The sequence below is a fragment of the uncultured Faecalibacterium sp. genome, from assembly GCF_900066275.1.
Classification (GTDB): Bacteria; Bacillota; Clostridia; order Oscillospirales; family Ruminococcaceae; genus Faecalibacterium; species Faecalibacterium taiwanense.
The window spans coordinates 4,635-20,893 of sequence record NZ_FMFG01000005.1 but is presented as its reverse complement, the minus strand read 5'-3'; the positions used below and the strand labels follow the sequence as shown (position 1 = coordinate 20,893).

Annotated in this window: 12 protein-coding genes and 1 pseudogene; 12 read left to right on the top strand and 1 reads right to left on the bottom strand. The window is 59.8% G+C overall.

Annotated features, from left to right (window positions below):
- Positions 1-1,326: YifB family Mg chelatase-like AAA ATPase (locus QZL71_RS03135; RefSeq protein WP_294647709.1), on the bottom strand; the 1,326-nt coding region annotated here is incomplete at its 3' end.
- Positions 1,327-1,486: 160 nt separating this feature from the next.
- Between QZL71_RS03135 and QZL71_RS03130 the strand changes: the two genes are divergently transcribed.
- The 12 genes and pseudogenes from QZL71_RS03130 to QZL71_RS03075 form a co-directional block, all read left to right on the top strand.
- Positions 1,487-1,843, top strand: a complete 357-nt coding sequence (locus tag QZL71_RS03130) for a hypothetical protein (protein ID WP_179859701.1) — start codon at positions 1,487-1,489, stop codon at positions 1,841-1,843.
- 122 nt (positions 1,844-1,965) lie between these two features.
- A complete protein-coding gene (locus QZL71_RS03125; protein ID WP_005940102.1) occupies positions 1,966-3,648 on the top strand; it encodes a phospho-sugar mutase in 1,683 nt (560 codons plus the stop codon).
- A 136-nt stretch (positions 3,649-3,784) separates the two neighbouring features.
- Positions 3,785-4,951 carry a 2-C-methyl-D-erythritol 2,4-cyclodiphosphate synthase gene (gene ispF, locus QZL71_RS03120; protein WP_294647708.1) on the top strand — a complete coding sequence of 389 codons (1,167 nt, stop codon included), beginning with the start codon at positions 3,785-3,787 and terminating at the stop codon, positions 4,949-4,951.
- A gap of 16 nt (positions 4,952-4,967) precedes the next feature.
- Positions 4,968-5,867 carry a diadenylate cyclase CdaA gene (cdaA, locus tag QZL71_RS03115; protein ID WP_005940107.1) on the top strand — a complete coding sequence of 300 codons (900 nt, stop codon included), beginning with the start codon at positions 4,968-4,970 and terminating at the stop codon, positions 5,865-5,867.
- A complete protein-coding gene (locus QZL71_RS03110; protein WP_097774813.1) occupies positions 5,864-7,168 on the top strand; it encodes a CdaR family protein in 1,305 nt (434 codons plus the stop codon). Before cdaA ends, QZL71_RS03110 begins: the two co-directional genes overlap by 4 nt.
- 23 nt (positions 7,169-7,191) lie before the next feature.
- The gene (locus tag QZL71_RS03105; RefSeq protein ID WP_249235784.1) at positions 7,192-8,787 is read left to right on the top strand and encodes an NAD(P)/FAD-dependent oxidoreductase; all 1,596 of its coding nucleotides are present in this window, start codon (positions 7,192-7,194) and stop codon (positions 8,785-8,787) included.
- 10 nt (positions 8,788-8,797) lie between these two features.
- Positions 8,798-10,150 (top strand): 5-bromo-4-chloroindolyl phosphate hydrolysis family protein, encoded by a 1,353-nt coding sequence (locus QZL71_RS03100; protein ID WP_294647707.1) that lies wholly within the window; start codon positions 8,798-8,800, stop codon positions 10,148-10,150.
- A complete protein-coding gene (gene recJ, locus QZL71_RS03095) occupies positions 10,147-12,279 on the top strand; it encodes a single-stranded-DNA-specific exonuclease RecJ (RefSeq protein WP_294647705.1) in 2,133 nt (710 codons plus the stop codon). Before QZL71_RS03100 ends, recJ begins: the two co-directional genes overlap by 4 nt.
- Before the next feature lies 1 nt (position 12,280).
- A complete protein-coding gene (locus QZL71_RS03090) occupies positions 12,281-14,620 on the top strand; it encodes a RelA/SpoT family protein (protein WP_294647703.1) in 2,340 nt (779 codons plus the stop codon).
- A 3-nt stretch (positions 14,621-14,623) separates the two neighbouring features.
- On the top strand, positions 14,624-15,085 hold the full coding sequence (gene dtd / locus QZL71_RS03085) for a D-aminoacyl-tRNA deacylase (protein ID WP_005940113.1): 462 nt from the start codon (positions 14,624-14,626) through the stop codon (positions 15,083-15,085).
- A 5-nt stretch (positions 15,086-15,090) separates the two neighbouring features.
- Positions 15,091-15,708, top strand: a complete 618-nt coding sequence (locus QZL71_RS03080) for an MBL fold metallo-hydrolase (RefSeq protein ID WP_291011454.1) — start codon at positions 15,091-15,093, stop codon at positions 15,706-15,708.
- Positions 15,709-15,720: 12 nt separating this feature from the next.
- Positions 15,721-16,259 (top strand): annotated as a pseudogene (locus QZL71_RS03075) (coproporphyrinogen dehydrogenase HemZ); the annotation flags it as partial.

The window sequence follows — 16,259 nt, the reverse complement described above, 5'->3', positions numbered from 1 at the left end:
GGTGAGCTGGGCGTTGCAGAGCACACCCTCAAAACCTGGGGCGGCATAGCGCTTTGCCTGAATGGCCCGGGCGGTAAGCACCTGTTTGCGCAGATCGGCGCTGCTCTCGGAAGGGACGACGGCGTGCAGCTCGTCAAAGGCGATGGGGTCCATCTCCACGCACAGGTCGATGCGGTCCAGCAGCGGGCCGGACACCCGGCTGCGGTACTGCCGCACAGCACTGGGCGAACAGGTGCACTGCCGGGTGGGATGACCGTAGTAGCCGCATTTGCAGGGGTTCATGGCTGCCACCAGCTGGAAGCGGCTGGGATAGGTGGCACTGCCTGCCGCGCGGCTCACGGTGATCTGGCCGTCCTCCAGCGGCTGGCGCAGCACTTCCAGACTCTCGCGGGAGAACTCTGGCAATTCGTCTAAAAACAGCACACCGCAGTTGGCAAGGCTGCACTCGCCGGGCCGGAACTGTGCGCCGCCGCCAGCCAGAGCCGCGGCACTGGCCGAGTGGTGCGGACTGCGGAAAGGCCGTGCAGAGATCAGGCCCCGGCCCTGCGGCAGCTGCCCTGCAATGGAATAAATTTTAGTGGTCTCCACGGCTTCCTCGCGGGTGAGCGGCGGCAGGATGCCGGGCAGACGCTTTGCCAGCATGGATTTGCCGGTGCCGGGTGCGCCAATGAGCAAAACATTGTGTCCGCCTGCGGCAGCAATGACCATAGCCCGCCGCGCCAGCGACTGGCCCATCACGTCCGAAAAATCCGGCACCTGTGCCCATGCGTCTGCAGGGTCAAAGGGAACAACAGCCGCCGGGGCAAGCGGGGAGATGCCGCGCAGGGCATCTACAACTTCGCGTGCCGTGTGGGCGGGGTAGACGGCCATGCTGTCGGCACAGGCCTCGGCTGCTTCGGCGGCATTCTCGGCAGGTACATACAGGGCGTGGATGCCATTTTCTGCTGCAGCCAGCGCCATGGGCAGCACGCCGGAAACCGGCCGCAGGGTGCCGTCCAGTGCCAGTTCGCCCAGAAATGCCGCGTCAGCAGGCACATCCTCCAGCTGGCCGCTGGCAGTGAGCACTGCCAGCAGAAGCGGCAGGTCGTACACCGGGCCGGTCTTGCGCACATCCGCCGGGGCAAGATTGATGGTAATGCGCCGGTCCGGGAACTTGAAGCCCAGATTTTTGATGGCGGCGCGCACACGGTCGGCGCTTTCACGCACAGCGGAATCCGGCAGGCCCACGATGGAAAAGGCGGGCAGACCGCCGGAAATGTCGGCCTCCACTGCCACGGCAAAGCCGCTCAGGCCGTTCAGACCAAAGCTTCTGGTAACAGAATACATGTTGTTCTCCCTTATCCCAGCGGATGATATGACGGAAAAGAATTGGCAAAAGTGGAAAATATTGGATGATTATGTCATACTTCGACACAAAAATACTTCTGAATTCATTATAGTAAAGGGCAGGAAAGATGTCAATGCGATAGAGAGGAGAGAGTTTTCCATGATGAGCAAAGAATACTGCCGCTATATCCGTACATATTCAGAACTGGAAGGGCTGCAGCATGCCCACACCCTTGTATATTGCGGTGCCGCCGCTGCGCAGGGCGTTGTAATGGAGCTGCGGCAGGAGCAGGATGGCCGGGTGCGCCGCAGCGCGGTGCTGCTGCAGGACAGTTTTGCCCGGGCAATGCAGCTGCTGCGCTACCTGTGTGAAAACAGCGTCGGTTTGGAGCAGTGGCTGGACGTTCTGGACGATGCAGGCCAGAGTTATGAACTGCTGGAAAATGCAGGCGAGGCCGGGATGGTTCCCGACTTTACCGGGAAAAACTTGGAATTTTGTGCCATATGCCGGTTTTGAACTGCAAATCTTGTTGCAGATTACGCAATTGACACATGAACGCGGAGAGTTTATATTATAAGTAGGTTTAACCAAACCTGTTCTTTTTTGCGGAAAAATTTACAAAAGGTAAGGTGTGCAAGATGTATTTGGATGAATATAAGCGCTGGATGGCTGCAGAGCTGGAAGACGCTGATCTGAAGCCGGAGCTGGCCAAGATCGAGGGAAATGATGACGAGATCAAGGACCGCTTTGCTGTGGCTTTGAAGTTTGGCACCGCTGGTCTGCGCGGCGTTCTGGGCGCTGGCACCAACCGTATGAATATCTATGTTGTGCGTCAGGCCACGCAGGGTCTGGCAAACTGGGTCAAGACTCAGGGTGGCAGCCAGACTGTGGCTATCAGCTACGACAGCCGCCTGAAGAGCGATATCTTTGCCAAGACCGCTGCAGGCGTTCTGGCGGCAAACGGTATCAAGGTGCGCATTTACGATGCTCTGATGCCTGTGCCTGCACTGAGCTTTGCTACCCGTTACTACCAGTGCAATGCTGGTATCATGGTCACGGCTTCTCACAACCCGGCCAAGTACAACGGCTACAAGGCCTACGGCCCGGATGGCTGCCAGATGACCGATGATGCTGCCGCCATCGTGTACGATGAGATCCAGAAGACGGATGTGCTGACCGGTGCAAAGTACATCTCCTTTGCCGAGGGCGTGGAGCAGGGCCTGATCCGCTTTGTGGGCGACGACTGCAAGAAGGCACTGTATGATGCCATTGAGGCCCGTCAGGTGCGCCCGGGCCTGTGCAAGACTGCCGGCCTGAAGCTGGTGTACAGCCCGCTGAATGGTTCCGGTCTGGTGCCTGTCACTCATGTGCTGAACGATATGGGCATCACCGATATCACCATCGTGCCCGAGCAGGAGTACCCCAACGGCTACTTTACCACCTGCTCCTACCCGAACCCCGAAATTTTCGAGGCTCTGAAGCTGGGTCTGGAGCTGGCAACCAAGACTGGTGCCGATCTGATGCTGGCCACCGACCCCGATGCCGACCGCGTGGGCATTGCCATGAAGTGCCCGGATGGCAGCTATGAGCTGGTATCCGGCAACGAGATGGGCGCTCTGCTGCTGGATTACATCTGCGCAGGCCGCATCGAGAAGGGCACCATGCCCAAAAACCCGGTGGCCGTCAAGTCCATCGTATCCACTCCTCTGGCCGATGCCATTGCCGCACACTACGGCGTGGAAATGCGCAGCGTGCTGACCGGCTTCAAGTGGATCGGCGACCAGATCGCAAATCTGGAAGCTGCCGGTGAGGTGGACCGCTTCATCTTTGGCTTCGAGGAGAGCTACGGCTATCTGGCCGGCCCCTATGTGCGCGATAAGGATGCCGTCATCGGTTCCATGCTGATCTGCGAAATGGCCGCTTACTACCGCAGCATCGGTTCCTCCATCAAGCAGCGTCTGGAAGAGATCTATAAACAGTATGGCCGCTACCTGAACAAGGTGGACAGCTTCGAGTTCCCCGGCCTGACCGGCATGGAGAAGATGGCTTCCATCATGCAGAAGCTGCGTGATAACCCGCCCGCCGAGCTGGCTGGCCACAAGGTGGTCAAGGTGACCGACTACAAGAAGCCCGAGGAGACCGGCCTGCCTGCAGCAAACGTGCTGATCTACAGTCTGGAAAACGGTGCGACCGTTGTGGTGCGTCCCTCCGGCACGGAGCCGAAGATCAAGACCTACTTCACCACTCTGGGCAAGGATCTGGCTGAAGCACAGGCACAGAAGGATGCTCTGGCTGCTGCCATCGAGCCGATCCTGAAGTAAACTCCATCAAGAACAAGTTTGTGCCCCTCTGCTGTGTGCAGAGGGGCATTTTTGCTGTAGAATATTGGTTGCAGTTTGGGAAGTTATACGCTATAATAAAATATGGCTTACTATAGGAATCGGGCAGGTGAAAAAATTGGAAAAGAGAGTATCTGCAGTACTGGTGGCGGCGGGGTCTTCCACGCGCATGGGCTTTGACAAGCTCAGCTTTGATCTGGGCGGCGAGACCGTGCTGCACCGCAGCATCCGCGCGTTTGAACAGGACCCGCTTGTCACGGAGATCGTGCTGGTGGCCGGTAAGAACCGCGCCTTTGTGGAGCAGCAGGCAGCAGACTGCACAAAGCCTGTGCAGATCGTAACGGGCGGCACCACCCGCGCCGAGAGCGCAAAAAACGGCGTGCTGGCGGCAGCAGGGGAGCTTGTGGCAGTGCACGACGCGGCAAGACCCTTCGTCAGTCAGGCCGTCATCACAGCAGCGCTGGAAGCAGCGGCCCGGTGCGGCGCAGCTGCACCTGCCGTACCGGTAAAGGATACCATTAAGGCTGCAGCGCGCGGCAACGGAAAGACCGTGCCGGATGCCTGCCTTGTGTACACAACGCCCGACCGCAGCACCCTGTATGCGGTGCAGACCCCTCAGTGCTTTGACCGCGCAGAGTACCTTGCTGCGCTGGAAGAGCTGGATGCCGAAAAAGCCCGCCTTGTCACCGACGACTGCAGCCTGTTCGAGCTGACCGGCCGCGCCGTGCAGCTGACGCAGGGCGATTACGCCAATTATAAGATCACGACCCGCGAGGACTTGCCCCGCCCGGAACAGAAAGAGGAACACAAAATGCGCATTGGACATGGTTATGACGTGCACCGTCTGGTGGAAGGCCGCAAGCTGATCCTGGGCGGCGTGGAAGTGCCTTTTGAAAAAGGCCTGCTGGGCCACTCGGATGCAGATGTGCTGGCCCATGCGGTGATGGATGCTGTGCTGGGTGCCGCTGCGCTGGGGGATATCGGCCAGCATTTCCCGGACAATGACCCGGCCTACTCCGGTGCCGACAGCCTGAAGCTGGCCCGCCGTGTGGCCGAAATTTTAAAGGAGCACGGCTTCCGCGTTGAAAATATCGACGCGACGCTGTTGTGTCAGCGGCCCAAGCTTGCGCCGTACATTCCGGCCATGCGCCAGAATCTGGCCGATGCCTTCGGCCTGCCGGTGGATGCCGTGAGTGTAAAGGCCACCACCGAGGAACATCTGGGCTTTACCGGTGAGGGGCTGGGCATTGCCGCCCACGCTGTTGCCCTGATCGAAACACTGTAAACGGGAGCGTGTACCAATGACTCTGAACGCGATCATTGCAAATTTCCAGACCTTCAAACTGGTCGATTTGCTGGATATCATCATCATTTCCTTCCTGATTTACCAGCTGCTGGGCATTGTCAACCGCACCCGCGCCGGCCAGCTGTTCAAAGGTGCGCTGCTGGTGATGGCCGTCTATCTGGTGGCAGAAACGCTGAATATGCGTACCGTCACATGGCTGCTGAACTCACTGCTGCAGGTGGGCCTGCTGACGCTGGTGGTGCTGTTCCAGCCGGAGATCCGCCGTGCGCTGGAGCGCATGGGCCAGACCGACCAGTGGGCCGCCAAGCTGTTCAATGTCAAAGGCCGCTACAACGATCCTAGCCTGAAGGGTGCATGGCGCAGCGCCATCATTGCCATCTGCGATGCGGCAGAGCGCTTTTCTGAGACCAAGACCGGTGCACTGATCGTGCTGGAACGCCACACGAACCTTTCGGAGATCGTGCGCACCGGCACGCCGGTGAACAGTGCGGTCAATCTGGAAGTGCTGGGCACCATTTTCTACGAGGGCACGCCCCTGCACGATGGTGCTGCCATCATTGAGAATGGCCGCATCAAAGCCGCGGGCTGTGTGCTGCCGCTTTCCAACAATCTGGATCTTGGCAAGGATATGGGCACCCGTCACCGCGCCTGCCTTGGCATTGCCGAAAATTCCGATGCCATCGCCATCGTGGTCAGCGAGGAGACCGGCATCATCTCCATGGCAAAGAACGGCGTGCTGATCCGCCATTTTGACCGCCAGACCCTGTATACCCGTCTGGTGGATGAGATGATCCCTAAGGAGACCACCACCGAAAAGACGACGGTCAGCGGCTGGCGCGGTCAGCTGGACCGTCTGTGGAAATGGGTCAGCCAGAAGGAGGACGATGCGCAATGAACAACGAACCCAACAAGAAAAATGGCGCAAAGCCTGCGGTCGCCCATAAGAAAAACATTCTGGACGACCGCCGCATCCGGCTGGCACTTTCGGTGCTGGGTGCCATCGTTGCATGGATGGTGGTCACCATCATCGTCCAGCCCGGCACCAGCAACACCATCTACAATGTGCCGGTGGATTATACCTACGATTCCGCTGCTTACACCTCCCGGGGCCTGAGCATCGTCAGCGCCGAGGATAAGACCGTGAACCTGAAAATCTCCGGCGACGGCTACACCATCGGCGGGCTGACGGCTTCCGATTTTGTGGTCTACCCGGATTTCTCCAGCGTACGTGACAGCGGCGAAAAGACCCTGCGCCTGCTGGTACGCGGTGCCAACGGCCTGCTGAACGGTGTGACCGTGACCATGGAAGGCAATGACAACACGGTGGATGTGGTGTTTGACGTGGTGGAGGAAAAGACCCTGCCCGTTACCATTACCACCAACTACCTGACCATCGCGGACGGCTATATCCTTTATAGTACGGATGTTTCCAAGGAGAATATCACCCTTTCCGGCCCCAGCAGTGAGCTGAATAAAGTTGCTACCTGCACTGCAGAGGTGACCTACAGCGGCGAACTGACCGAGTCCATCACGCTGAACACGCCGCTGCGCTTCTATACCTCCGGCGGCAAGGAAGTCAAGTTTGAGTACACGGAGCTGGAAGAGAACAGCGTGGATGTGACCTTGCAGGTGTACAAGATGGCAACGCTGCCGGTGGACGTGAATTTCATCAATGCACCGCGTGATTTTGATGATTCGATGCTGGTATATGCACTCAGCCGCAAGCAGCTCAAGGTGGCAGGTCCGGCAGATAAGATCGATATGCTGTCCACGCTGCCCATCGGCAATATCGACCTTTCCACCTTTACACTGAACAAGAGCTATGAGCTGCCCATCGACCTGCCCGCAGACATCTATCTGCTGGATAACATTTCCACCATTACGGTCAGCTTTGACTGCTCCAATCTGGGAACCAAGACCATGAACCTGCCCAATACCTGCGTGCAGGTGGTCAACCTGCCCTCTACCTACCAGCTGACGGTGCAGACCGAACGCCTGATGAATGTAACGCTCTGCGGCCCCAAGGGCGCGATCGAAACGCTGACCCCGGAGCAGGTGGTCATTGAGATCGATGCCGAGGATTTCTCGGTGGCAACGGGCGAGCAGAACATCGCCTGCCGCCTGTATGTGCCCTCCAACGGCAAGATCTTTGCACTGGGCAGCTATGTGCTGCAGTGCCGCATCGAAAGCAACTGAAACAAAAAGGAACACACGATAACATGATTCTGGTTCGCAACATCCGTCTGCCGCTCTCTGCCGGAGAGCCGCAGGCATTTGAAAAAGCCCTGCACGCCGCCCGCATCCCGCGTGGAAAGGTGCAGCATCTGGGCGTGGCAAAGCTCTCGGTGGATGCCCGCCACGGCCAGCCCAAGCTGGTGTATACCGTGGCTGTCACCCTGAAAGAACCTGCCGAGGAAGCGGCTTTTGCAGCCCGCTGTGGTGATGCTTCTCTGCAGCAGAAGGTGGATTTTTCGGTGCAGAATGGCATTCAGCCACTGGCACATCGGCCTGTGGTGTGCGGCCTTGGCCCGGCGGGCCTGTTTGCAGCGCTGCTGCTGGCCCGGCAGGGCTATCAGCCCATTGTGCTGGAGCGCGGCCCGGCGCTGGACGAGCGCGTAAAGGCGGTGGAACATTTTTCTGCTACCGGCGAACTGGATGTGAATGCGAACATTCAATTTGGCGAGGGCGGTGCCGGTACCTTTTCGGATGGCAAGCTGACCACCCGCATCGGCGATGAGCTGTGCGGCTTTGTTACCGAGGTGTTCCTGCAGCACGGTGCGCCGGAGGAGATCGCTTGGAAGCAGAAGCCCCACGTGGGCACCGACCTGCTGCGCGGTGTGATCACCTCTATCCGCAAGGAGATCGAAGCTCTGGGCGGTGAGGTGCATTTCAACACGGCCCTGACCGGCTTTGAACAGAAAAATGGTCAGCTCACCGGCATTTTTACCACAAATGGCACCTTTGCCTGCGAAGCTTTGGTGTTCGCGGTGGGCCACTCGGCCCGCGATACCTTCGGGATGCTGATGGACGGCGGCCTGCAGCTGGAATGCAAGCCGTTCAGCGTGGGCTTCCGTGCCGAGCATCTGCAGAGTGAGATCGAAAAGAGCTTATATCACGAGGCTGCCGGGCATCCGGCTCTGCCGCGGGGCGAGTATCAGCTCTCCCAGCATGTGGGGGAGCGGTGCGTTTACACCTTCTGCATGTGCCCCGGCGGGCAGGTGGTGGCATCGGCCAGCGAGGAAGGCCGTGTAGTGACCAACGGCATGAGCTTCCACGCCCGCAATGGCAAAAATGCCAACGCGGCCGTGGTGGTGAGCGTGGGCGGCAAGGACTTTGCAGACGATCCGCGCCGGGCCATCGCGTTCCAGCGGGAGCTGGAAGCCAGAGCCTACGCCGCTGGGCGCAGTGCAGGGGAGTATGCCGCTCCGGCAGAGAACATCCAGAGCTTTCTGGAAGGGCGCGGCCAGCTGAACATTGGACGCGTGCAGCCTACCTATGACCGCGGCGTTGCTGCGGCAGACCTCGGCGCACTGCTGCCGCAGGAGCTGGCCGAAACGCTGCGGGCGGGCCTGCGCGCCTACGAGCGCAAAATTGCGGGTTATACCGCGCCGGAAGCGATCCTTACGGGTCTTGAGACCCGCACCAGCAGCCCGGTGCGGCTGAAGCGGGAAGAAAATTTTGAATGCACCCAGCTGGCAGGTCTGTATCCCTGCGGCGAGGGCGCCGGATATGCGGGCGGCATCATGAGCGCCGCCGTGGATGGCCTGCGGGTGGCCCGCGCCATCATCAGCCGGTATGCACCGGCAGAAGGGTGAGAAGAATTTGATGAACGATCGTGAAAACGATACAATGAGAGAAAATGAGGGCCGTCAGGTGCAGCAGGAGCTGGAAAACCAGCTGCGCGCCTTTGGCGATACCGTGTCGGATGCCTTTGCCCATGGCTTTGAGGGCAAAGGGGAGGACATTGGCGACCGCGCCTATGGTGTGGGCCGTGCGGCGGTGAATGCTGCAAACTTTGGCCTTGGCGAAGCGGCAAAGGCGTTCCGCAGCAGCCGGGAGGAATACTACCGCAGCCGTCAGAATGCGCAGAATACGAAAAAACAGGGCTTGAATGAGGACAATATCAACGCGCAGGCCGCAGGTGTTTCCGGCTGGTTCCGGCAGATGTTCGGCAAGGCAGAGACGACCCCGGCAGACGAGATCCGCGCCAGTGCCAAAAAGCGCTACAGCGCAGGCTGTGCATTGCTGGCAGTCGGCATCACGTTTACGGTGATCTTTGGCATCACGGCGGTTTCCTGTCTGGGTGCGGCGGGCCTGTTTACGCCCAATGCGGCGGTTCTGCAGGCTCTTCTGCAGGACAGCTTTATGGCTGAAAATGCTGCAGCCATGGGCAGCTTTGCGCTGGGGGCGGTGCGGATCACCGGCTGGTGCTTTGCGGCTGTCACCGCCGTGTTCGTGTGGATGATCACTGCCGGTGCGTCCCGCCTGAAGGCCAGCAAGACGCTGCTCCGTCTGGCCGAGGCAGCAGAAGGCTTTGACTGCAAAAAGGGCCTGCCGCTGGAAGCCGTGGACGAGAAAAAGGCCCGGGCACTCAAGCGGGTGCGCAGATTCATCCGCAATGGCTGGCTGAGTGCATGGGTGGACGAAAAAGCGGAAAAGCTTTACCTGACTGCTGAGGATTACCGTGCCGCGCAGGAAGCTGCCGCAGCCTCCAAGGCACCGCCGCAGCCGGAACCGGCAGCAGAAAAAACAGACGATGTGCCGCTCAATCTTGAGACGGCGCGCCGCTTTGCCGCCGTGCTGCAGCAGGAAAAACAGCTGATGCAGGATGCGCAGGGCCGCGAAGAGCTGGACCATATGCAGACCACCACCACTGCCATCTGTGACTGGCTGGAAGCACACCCGGAAAGCCTGCCCAAGGCCCGCCGCTTTGCGGAATACTATATCCCCACTACCCTCAAGCTGCTGCACACCTACAACGATGTGCAGGGCCAGCAGGGCGAAAACGCCGAGACCATCCGCCGCGATATCGCGGGCATCCTTCACACGCTGAATCAGGCCTACGACACCCTGTATGATACGCTGCTCTCGGATGTAGCGATGGATGTCTCTTCTGAGATCGCCGCCCTGCAGGGAATGCTGGCCAACGACGGCCTGACGGGAGGAAATTTTGAATGACCTACCGTGCATGGAATCTGAAGCCGCTGGACCGTGCCGCGCTGCGGGAGCTGACGCAGGCGATTGCGGAGCAGGCCACCGAAGAACTGGAATATAACGCACAGGACGACGAGCCGTGGAGCGAGCAAAAATATGCGGCCGCCCTTGCCGCCCAGCAGAAGGAAAATGCCCTGTTGGCGGGCGTGCTGACGGCACGCGGCATTACCGACCCTACCGAAGCACTGACTCTGCTTGCCGGTGAGGAAGAGTTGAGCGACCCTTCGCTGCTCACCGATATGGACAAGGCCTGCGAGCGCATCTGGCGGGCCATTGACGAGGGCGAGACCATTGTGGTGTTCGGCGATTATGACGTGGACGGCGTGACGGCCACGGCCCTGCTGTACCAGCATCTCAAGGGCATGGGGGCTACCGTAAAATGTATGCTGCCCAGCCGCGAGGGCGACGGCTACGGCCTTTCGCGCAATGCCATCCGTTCCATCCACGATAAGGGCTGCAAGCTGATCGTGACGGTGGATAACGGCATTTCTGCTGTGGAAGAAGCCGATTATGCCGCTGAACTGGGCATTGACCTGATCATTACCGACCATCATCTGCCGCCGGAAACTCTGCCCAAGGCCATTGCCGTGGTAGACCCCCGTCGTGAGGACGACACCAGTCCCTTCAAGGGCCTGTGCGGTGCGGGTGTGGCGTTCAAGCTGTGTGCCGCACTGGATGGCTGCCCGCCGGAAGAAATGCTGGACTACTGCGGCGACCTTGCCGCTGTGGGTACTGTGGCGGACGTGATGCCGCTTACCGGCGAAAACCGCACCCTTGTCAAGGCGGGCCTGCGCCAGCTGCAGAACACGGACCGTCCGGGTCTGGAAGCGTTGCTGGAAGAGGTGGGCCTTGCGGGCAGACCGGTCACCGCAGAAAATGTCAGCTACGCCATTGCGCCCCGCATCAATGCGGCTGGCCGCATGGACAACGCTGTTACGGCTTTGCAGCTGGTGATGTGTGAGGACCCGGACCGCGCCGCAGAGCTGGCCCATAAACTGAACGAGATCAATACAAAGCGTCAGGAGACAGAGCTGCAGATCTTCAAGGCCGCGCAGGAACTGCTGGAACAGGAACCGGAGCGGCTGGAAGACCGCGTGATGCTGCTGTGGGGCCGCGATTGGCACCCCGGTGTCATTGGCATCGTGGCATCCCGGCTGGTGGAACGCACTGGCCGGCCTGTGATCGTGGTGACGATCGACGAGCACGGCGAATGCAAGGGCAGCGGACGCAGCGTGCAGGGCTTCAATTTGCATGCCTGCATTGGTGCCTGCGCAGATCTGCTCATCCGCTACGGCGGCCATGCCATGGCTGCGGGCCTTTCGGTGCGGGAAGAAAATCTGCCCGCTCTGCGCCGCCGCCTGAACGACTGGGCAGCACGGGAATGCCCGGTGCTGCATACCACCCCGCTGGAGTGCGACCTGCCCATCCATCTGGACCGTGTGACCGTGGAAAGTGTGCGGAAACTCGACCAGCTGGCTCCCTATGGGGCCGAGAACCCGACCCCGGTGTTCCTTTTGCAGAACGCCGTGCTGGATGGGGTATACCCGGTATCGGAGGGCAGGCACAGCCGCCTGCGCTTGCGGCAGGGCAATGCCAGCGTGTATGCCGTGTGGTTCGGTATGCCGCCGGAACAGCTGCCCTATGCCATGGGCGATGTGGTGGATGCTGCGCTGAACCTTTCGGTCTACGATTCGCCCCGGGGCGCACAGCTTTCGGGCCGCATTCTGGACCTGCATCCGGCAGGGCTGGGCACAAAGCTTGCGGAGCAGGCTGCTTTTGTGGTGGCGCTGCGCCGCGGCACGCCCCTGACTGAGGAACAGAAAAAGCTTATTACGCCTGAGCGCAGTGATATCGTCACAGTGTACCGTGAGCTGCAGGCGCGCCGCTGGCACGCAGAAGATCTGCAGCCGCTGTGTGCGAAGCTGGGTGAGGAAAATACAGGCAAAACACTGGTGGCAGTGACGGCTCTGGAACAGGTGGGCCTGATCGCCGCTGTGGAAAAGGGTGGGGCAAAATATCTGGAGCTTGTGCCTGCGCAGGGCAAAAAGAACCTTGCGGATGCCCCGATCCTGAAATGTTTGGAGGGAATGTAAAATGCCAGAGGGAAAGAAAACTGCGGTCCCTGCACCGAAGCCGGTGCGGGAAGAGGATCTCTACTCCGCAAAGACCCACCTGCATCAGCCGGTACCGGTGCAGGAAACGGCTACCGTTTCTGCAACAGCACAGCTGGCCGATGCCCCGGAAGGCGCGCTGCCTTCGGAGGTGCGGCCGGAGATCGTTACCTGGGAAAAGCTGTGTGAGGCCATCAAGGCCAGCGGCCGCTCCTACAATATGGAGATGATCGAAAAGGCATATGACCTTGCCAACACTGCCCACAAGGGGGTGTGCCGCCGCAGCGGCGAGCCGTATATCTGCCATCCGCTGGCTGTGGCACGGCTGGTGCTGGATCTTGGCATGGACTCCGAGAGCATTGCTGCGGCCCTGCTGCACGATGTGGTGGAGGACACTCCCACTACGCTGGACGACCTGAAAGCCGCCTTTGGCGAGGAAGTTGCCCTGCTGGTGGACGGCGTGACCAAGCTGACCAAGATCCAGTTCTCTAACATTGAGGAACTGCAGGCTGAAAACCTGCGCAAGATGCTGCTGGCCATGAGCCGCGATGTGCGCGTGATGATCATTAAGCTGTGCGACCGGCTGCACAACATGCGCACCGGTGATGCATGGCCGGAACAGAAGCGCCGCGATAAAGCCCGCGAGACCATGGAGGTGTATGCCCCCATCGCCAACCGTCTGGGCATCCTGAACGTGAAGGAAGAGCTGGAAGACCGCAGCCTGCATTACCTTGACCCTGTGGGCTACGAGGAGATCAGCCGGATGCTCAGTGAGCGTGCAGGCGAGGAGTTCCTTGCAAAGGTGTCCGGTGTGATCGAGCGGCGGCTGGCCGAAAGCGGCATTGAGGGCGCTACCATCAAGCGCCGCGTCAAGAGCATTTACGGCATCTATCGCAAGACCATCATGCAGAACAAGTCCTTTGATGAGATCTACGATATCTATGCGGTGCGTGTCATTCTGGATACGTTGGCCGAGTGCTACAGCACTCTGGGCCTCATCCACGATATGTACCATCCGCTGCCAAACCGCTTCAAGGACTATATCTCCACTCCCAAGCCCAATGGCTACCAGAGCCTGCACACCACCGTCATCGGCCACGAGGGCATCCCCTTTGAGGTGCAGATCCGCACCCGCAAGATGGACGAGCAGGCCGAGTACGGCGTTGCGGCCCACTGGAAGTATAAAGAAGGTCTGGATGGCCACGACAAGCTGGACGAACGTCTGGCATGGGTGAGCCAGCTGTTGGAAAACCAGCGCGTCAGCGAGGATTCCGGCAATCTGCTGCACGACCTCAAGAGCGACCTGCTGCCGGAGGAAGTGTTTGCCTTTACCCCCAAGGGCGATGTCATCAACCTGCCCACCGGCGCCACCTGCATCGATTTTGCCTATGCGATCCATTCGGCGGTGGGCAACCGCATGGTGGGCTGCAAGGTGAACAACCGCATGGTGCCCATCGACCACATCGTTTCCACCGGCGAGATCATCGAAGTGATCCTTGGCCCGGCGGACAAAGGCCCCAGCCGCGACTGGCTCAAGATCGTGCGCACCAGCGAAGCAAAGAGTAAGATCCGAAACTGGTTCAAAAAGATGCGCCGAGAGGAAAATATCACGCAGGGACGTGATGCACTGGCCCGTGAGCTGCGCAGGGAAATGATCATCCTTCCGGACGACCAGCTGGACGATTTTATCAACAGCTGTTCCCGCCGCCTGCGCCAGAACAATGCCGAGGAGCTTTATGCCGCCATCGGCTACGGCGGCATGACCATTGCCAACTGCCTGCCCAAGCTCAAGGAGGAGTGGCAGAAGCTGAAAGCTTCGGAGGAAAAGGCCGGGGAAGACCTGCCCAAGGTGGACCTGAGCCGTGTGCACGCCACCGACGGCGTGGTGGTGGAAGGCTTCGATAACACTCCCATCAAGTTTGCCAAGTGCTGCAGCCCGCTGCCGGGCGACCCCATCGTGGGCTTTATCACCCGCGGCTTTGGCGTTTCCATCCACAAGCAGAGCTGCGTGAACGCCATTTCCAGCATGAAGGATCCCACCAACGCCCCCCGCTGGGTCAAGGCGTACTGGGCCGACAGCGTCAAGGACAGCTATAAGGCCGGCATTGAGATCATCGCGCTGAACCGCAACGAGCTGCTGCAGGATGTGCTGGCTGCGCTGGCGGATATCCGGGTGCCCATCTATGCGGTGAACGCCCGTCAGGTGGAAAACAACTGCGCCATGGTCAGTCTGACCATCGGCATCAACAATACCGAGCACCTCAACCGTGTGGTCGCAAGACTTTCCAAGGTGAAGGACGTGCTCAAGGTGACAAGGAGCTAAAACATGCGTGCAGTCATTCAGGCGGTGTCTTCCGCCAGTGTGCGGGTAAACGGCGGTGAGCCGCGGGCCATCGGGCCGGGCCTTATGATCCTGCTGGGTGTCAGGGATACCGACAGTCTGGACATCGTGCCCAAGCTTGCCGATAAATGCGCGGGCCTGCGCATCTTTCCGGACGCAGAGGGCAAGCTGAATCTCAGCGCAAAGGACCTTGGCTATTCGGCTCTGGTGGTGAGCCAGTTCACCCTTTACGGCGACACGAAAAAAGGCTACCGGCCCAGCTTTATCAAGGCCGCAAAGCCGCCGCTCTCCGTGGATGCTTACGAGCTGTTCCTTGCAGAGATGAACAAACAGGGCCTGAAGGATGTTCAGCACGGCGAGTTTGGCGCGGATATGCAGGTGGCTCTTGTGAACGAAGGACCCTGCACCATTATCATCGATACCGACGAGTGGAAGAAAAAGGAGTGACCGCCATGCAGGCTTTTCATATTCCGGGCGCTGCGCCGCTGTATACCAATACCTTCCTGCTCATTTCCGACGCAGGCCATGCCGTGATCATTGATCCGGCGGCAGATGCGCAGACCTACGATAAAATTTTAAAGAAAAACAATGCGCAGCTCACCACCATCCTGTGCACCCACGGCCACTACGACCATGTGGGCAGCGCCGAAGCCTTGCGCACCGAGTGGAACGCAAAGCTCTACTGTGAGGCTGCCGACCTTGCAGGCGACCGCATGTATCCGCTGAGCGCAGCGGACTGCGGCTACGCAGAAGGGGAGACTGTCTCGGTAGACGAGCTGCAGTTCACGGTCTGGCACACGCCCGGCCATACGCCCGGCGGCGTGGTGCTGCTGTGCGGCGAGTATCTCTTCTGCGGCGATACCCTGTTTGCAGGCAGCATCGGCCGTACCGATCTGGAGGGCGGCAGCAGTGCACAGATGGCCGAGAGTCTGCGTAAACTGGCAAAGCTGCCCATCCCGCGCGGCACGCAGGTGCTGCCCGGCCATGGCGAGTTCTCCACCTTTGGCGATGAACTGGACAACAATTACTTCATCCGCAGCGCTGTGCGCGGCAACAATGATTTATTTTAAAGAGTGAACAACATGAAGATTTATATTACCGGCCTGCCTTCCGGCTACGAAGTGGAGCATCTGGTGCGTTTGTTTTACCCCATGGCACCGCTCACCCTCACCCCGCCGGAGAACGCCGAGGACTGCGTCTGGGCAGAAAAAACGCCGGACGGCCTGCATGCACTGGTGCGTCAGGACGGCAGAAGTGCTGAACGACACGCACCGCTGCCCGCACCTGTGGAACAGGGCGGCGAGACCCCGGAATTCAGCCTTGCCAGCCTGACCTATGATCTGCTGCGGGATTGGACCGGCATCCGCCCGCCATGGGGCAAAATGACCGGTGTGCGCCCGGTGCGGCTCATCCATGACAAGCGCGCCGCAGGCTGGACGGAAGCGGAGATCGACCACTTTTTCCTTGACCGGTTCGACTGCTCCCAGCAGAAATACCAGATGGCCAAGGCCATTGCCGACCTGCAGGAGCCGATTTTGAAAGTGGGCAATGAACCCGGGACCTACAGCCTGTACATCGGCATCCCGTTCTGCCCGTCCCGGTGCAGCTACTGCAGCTTTGT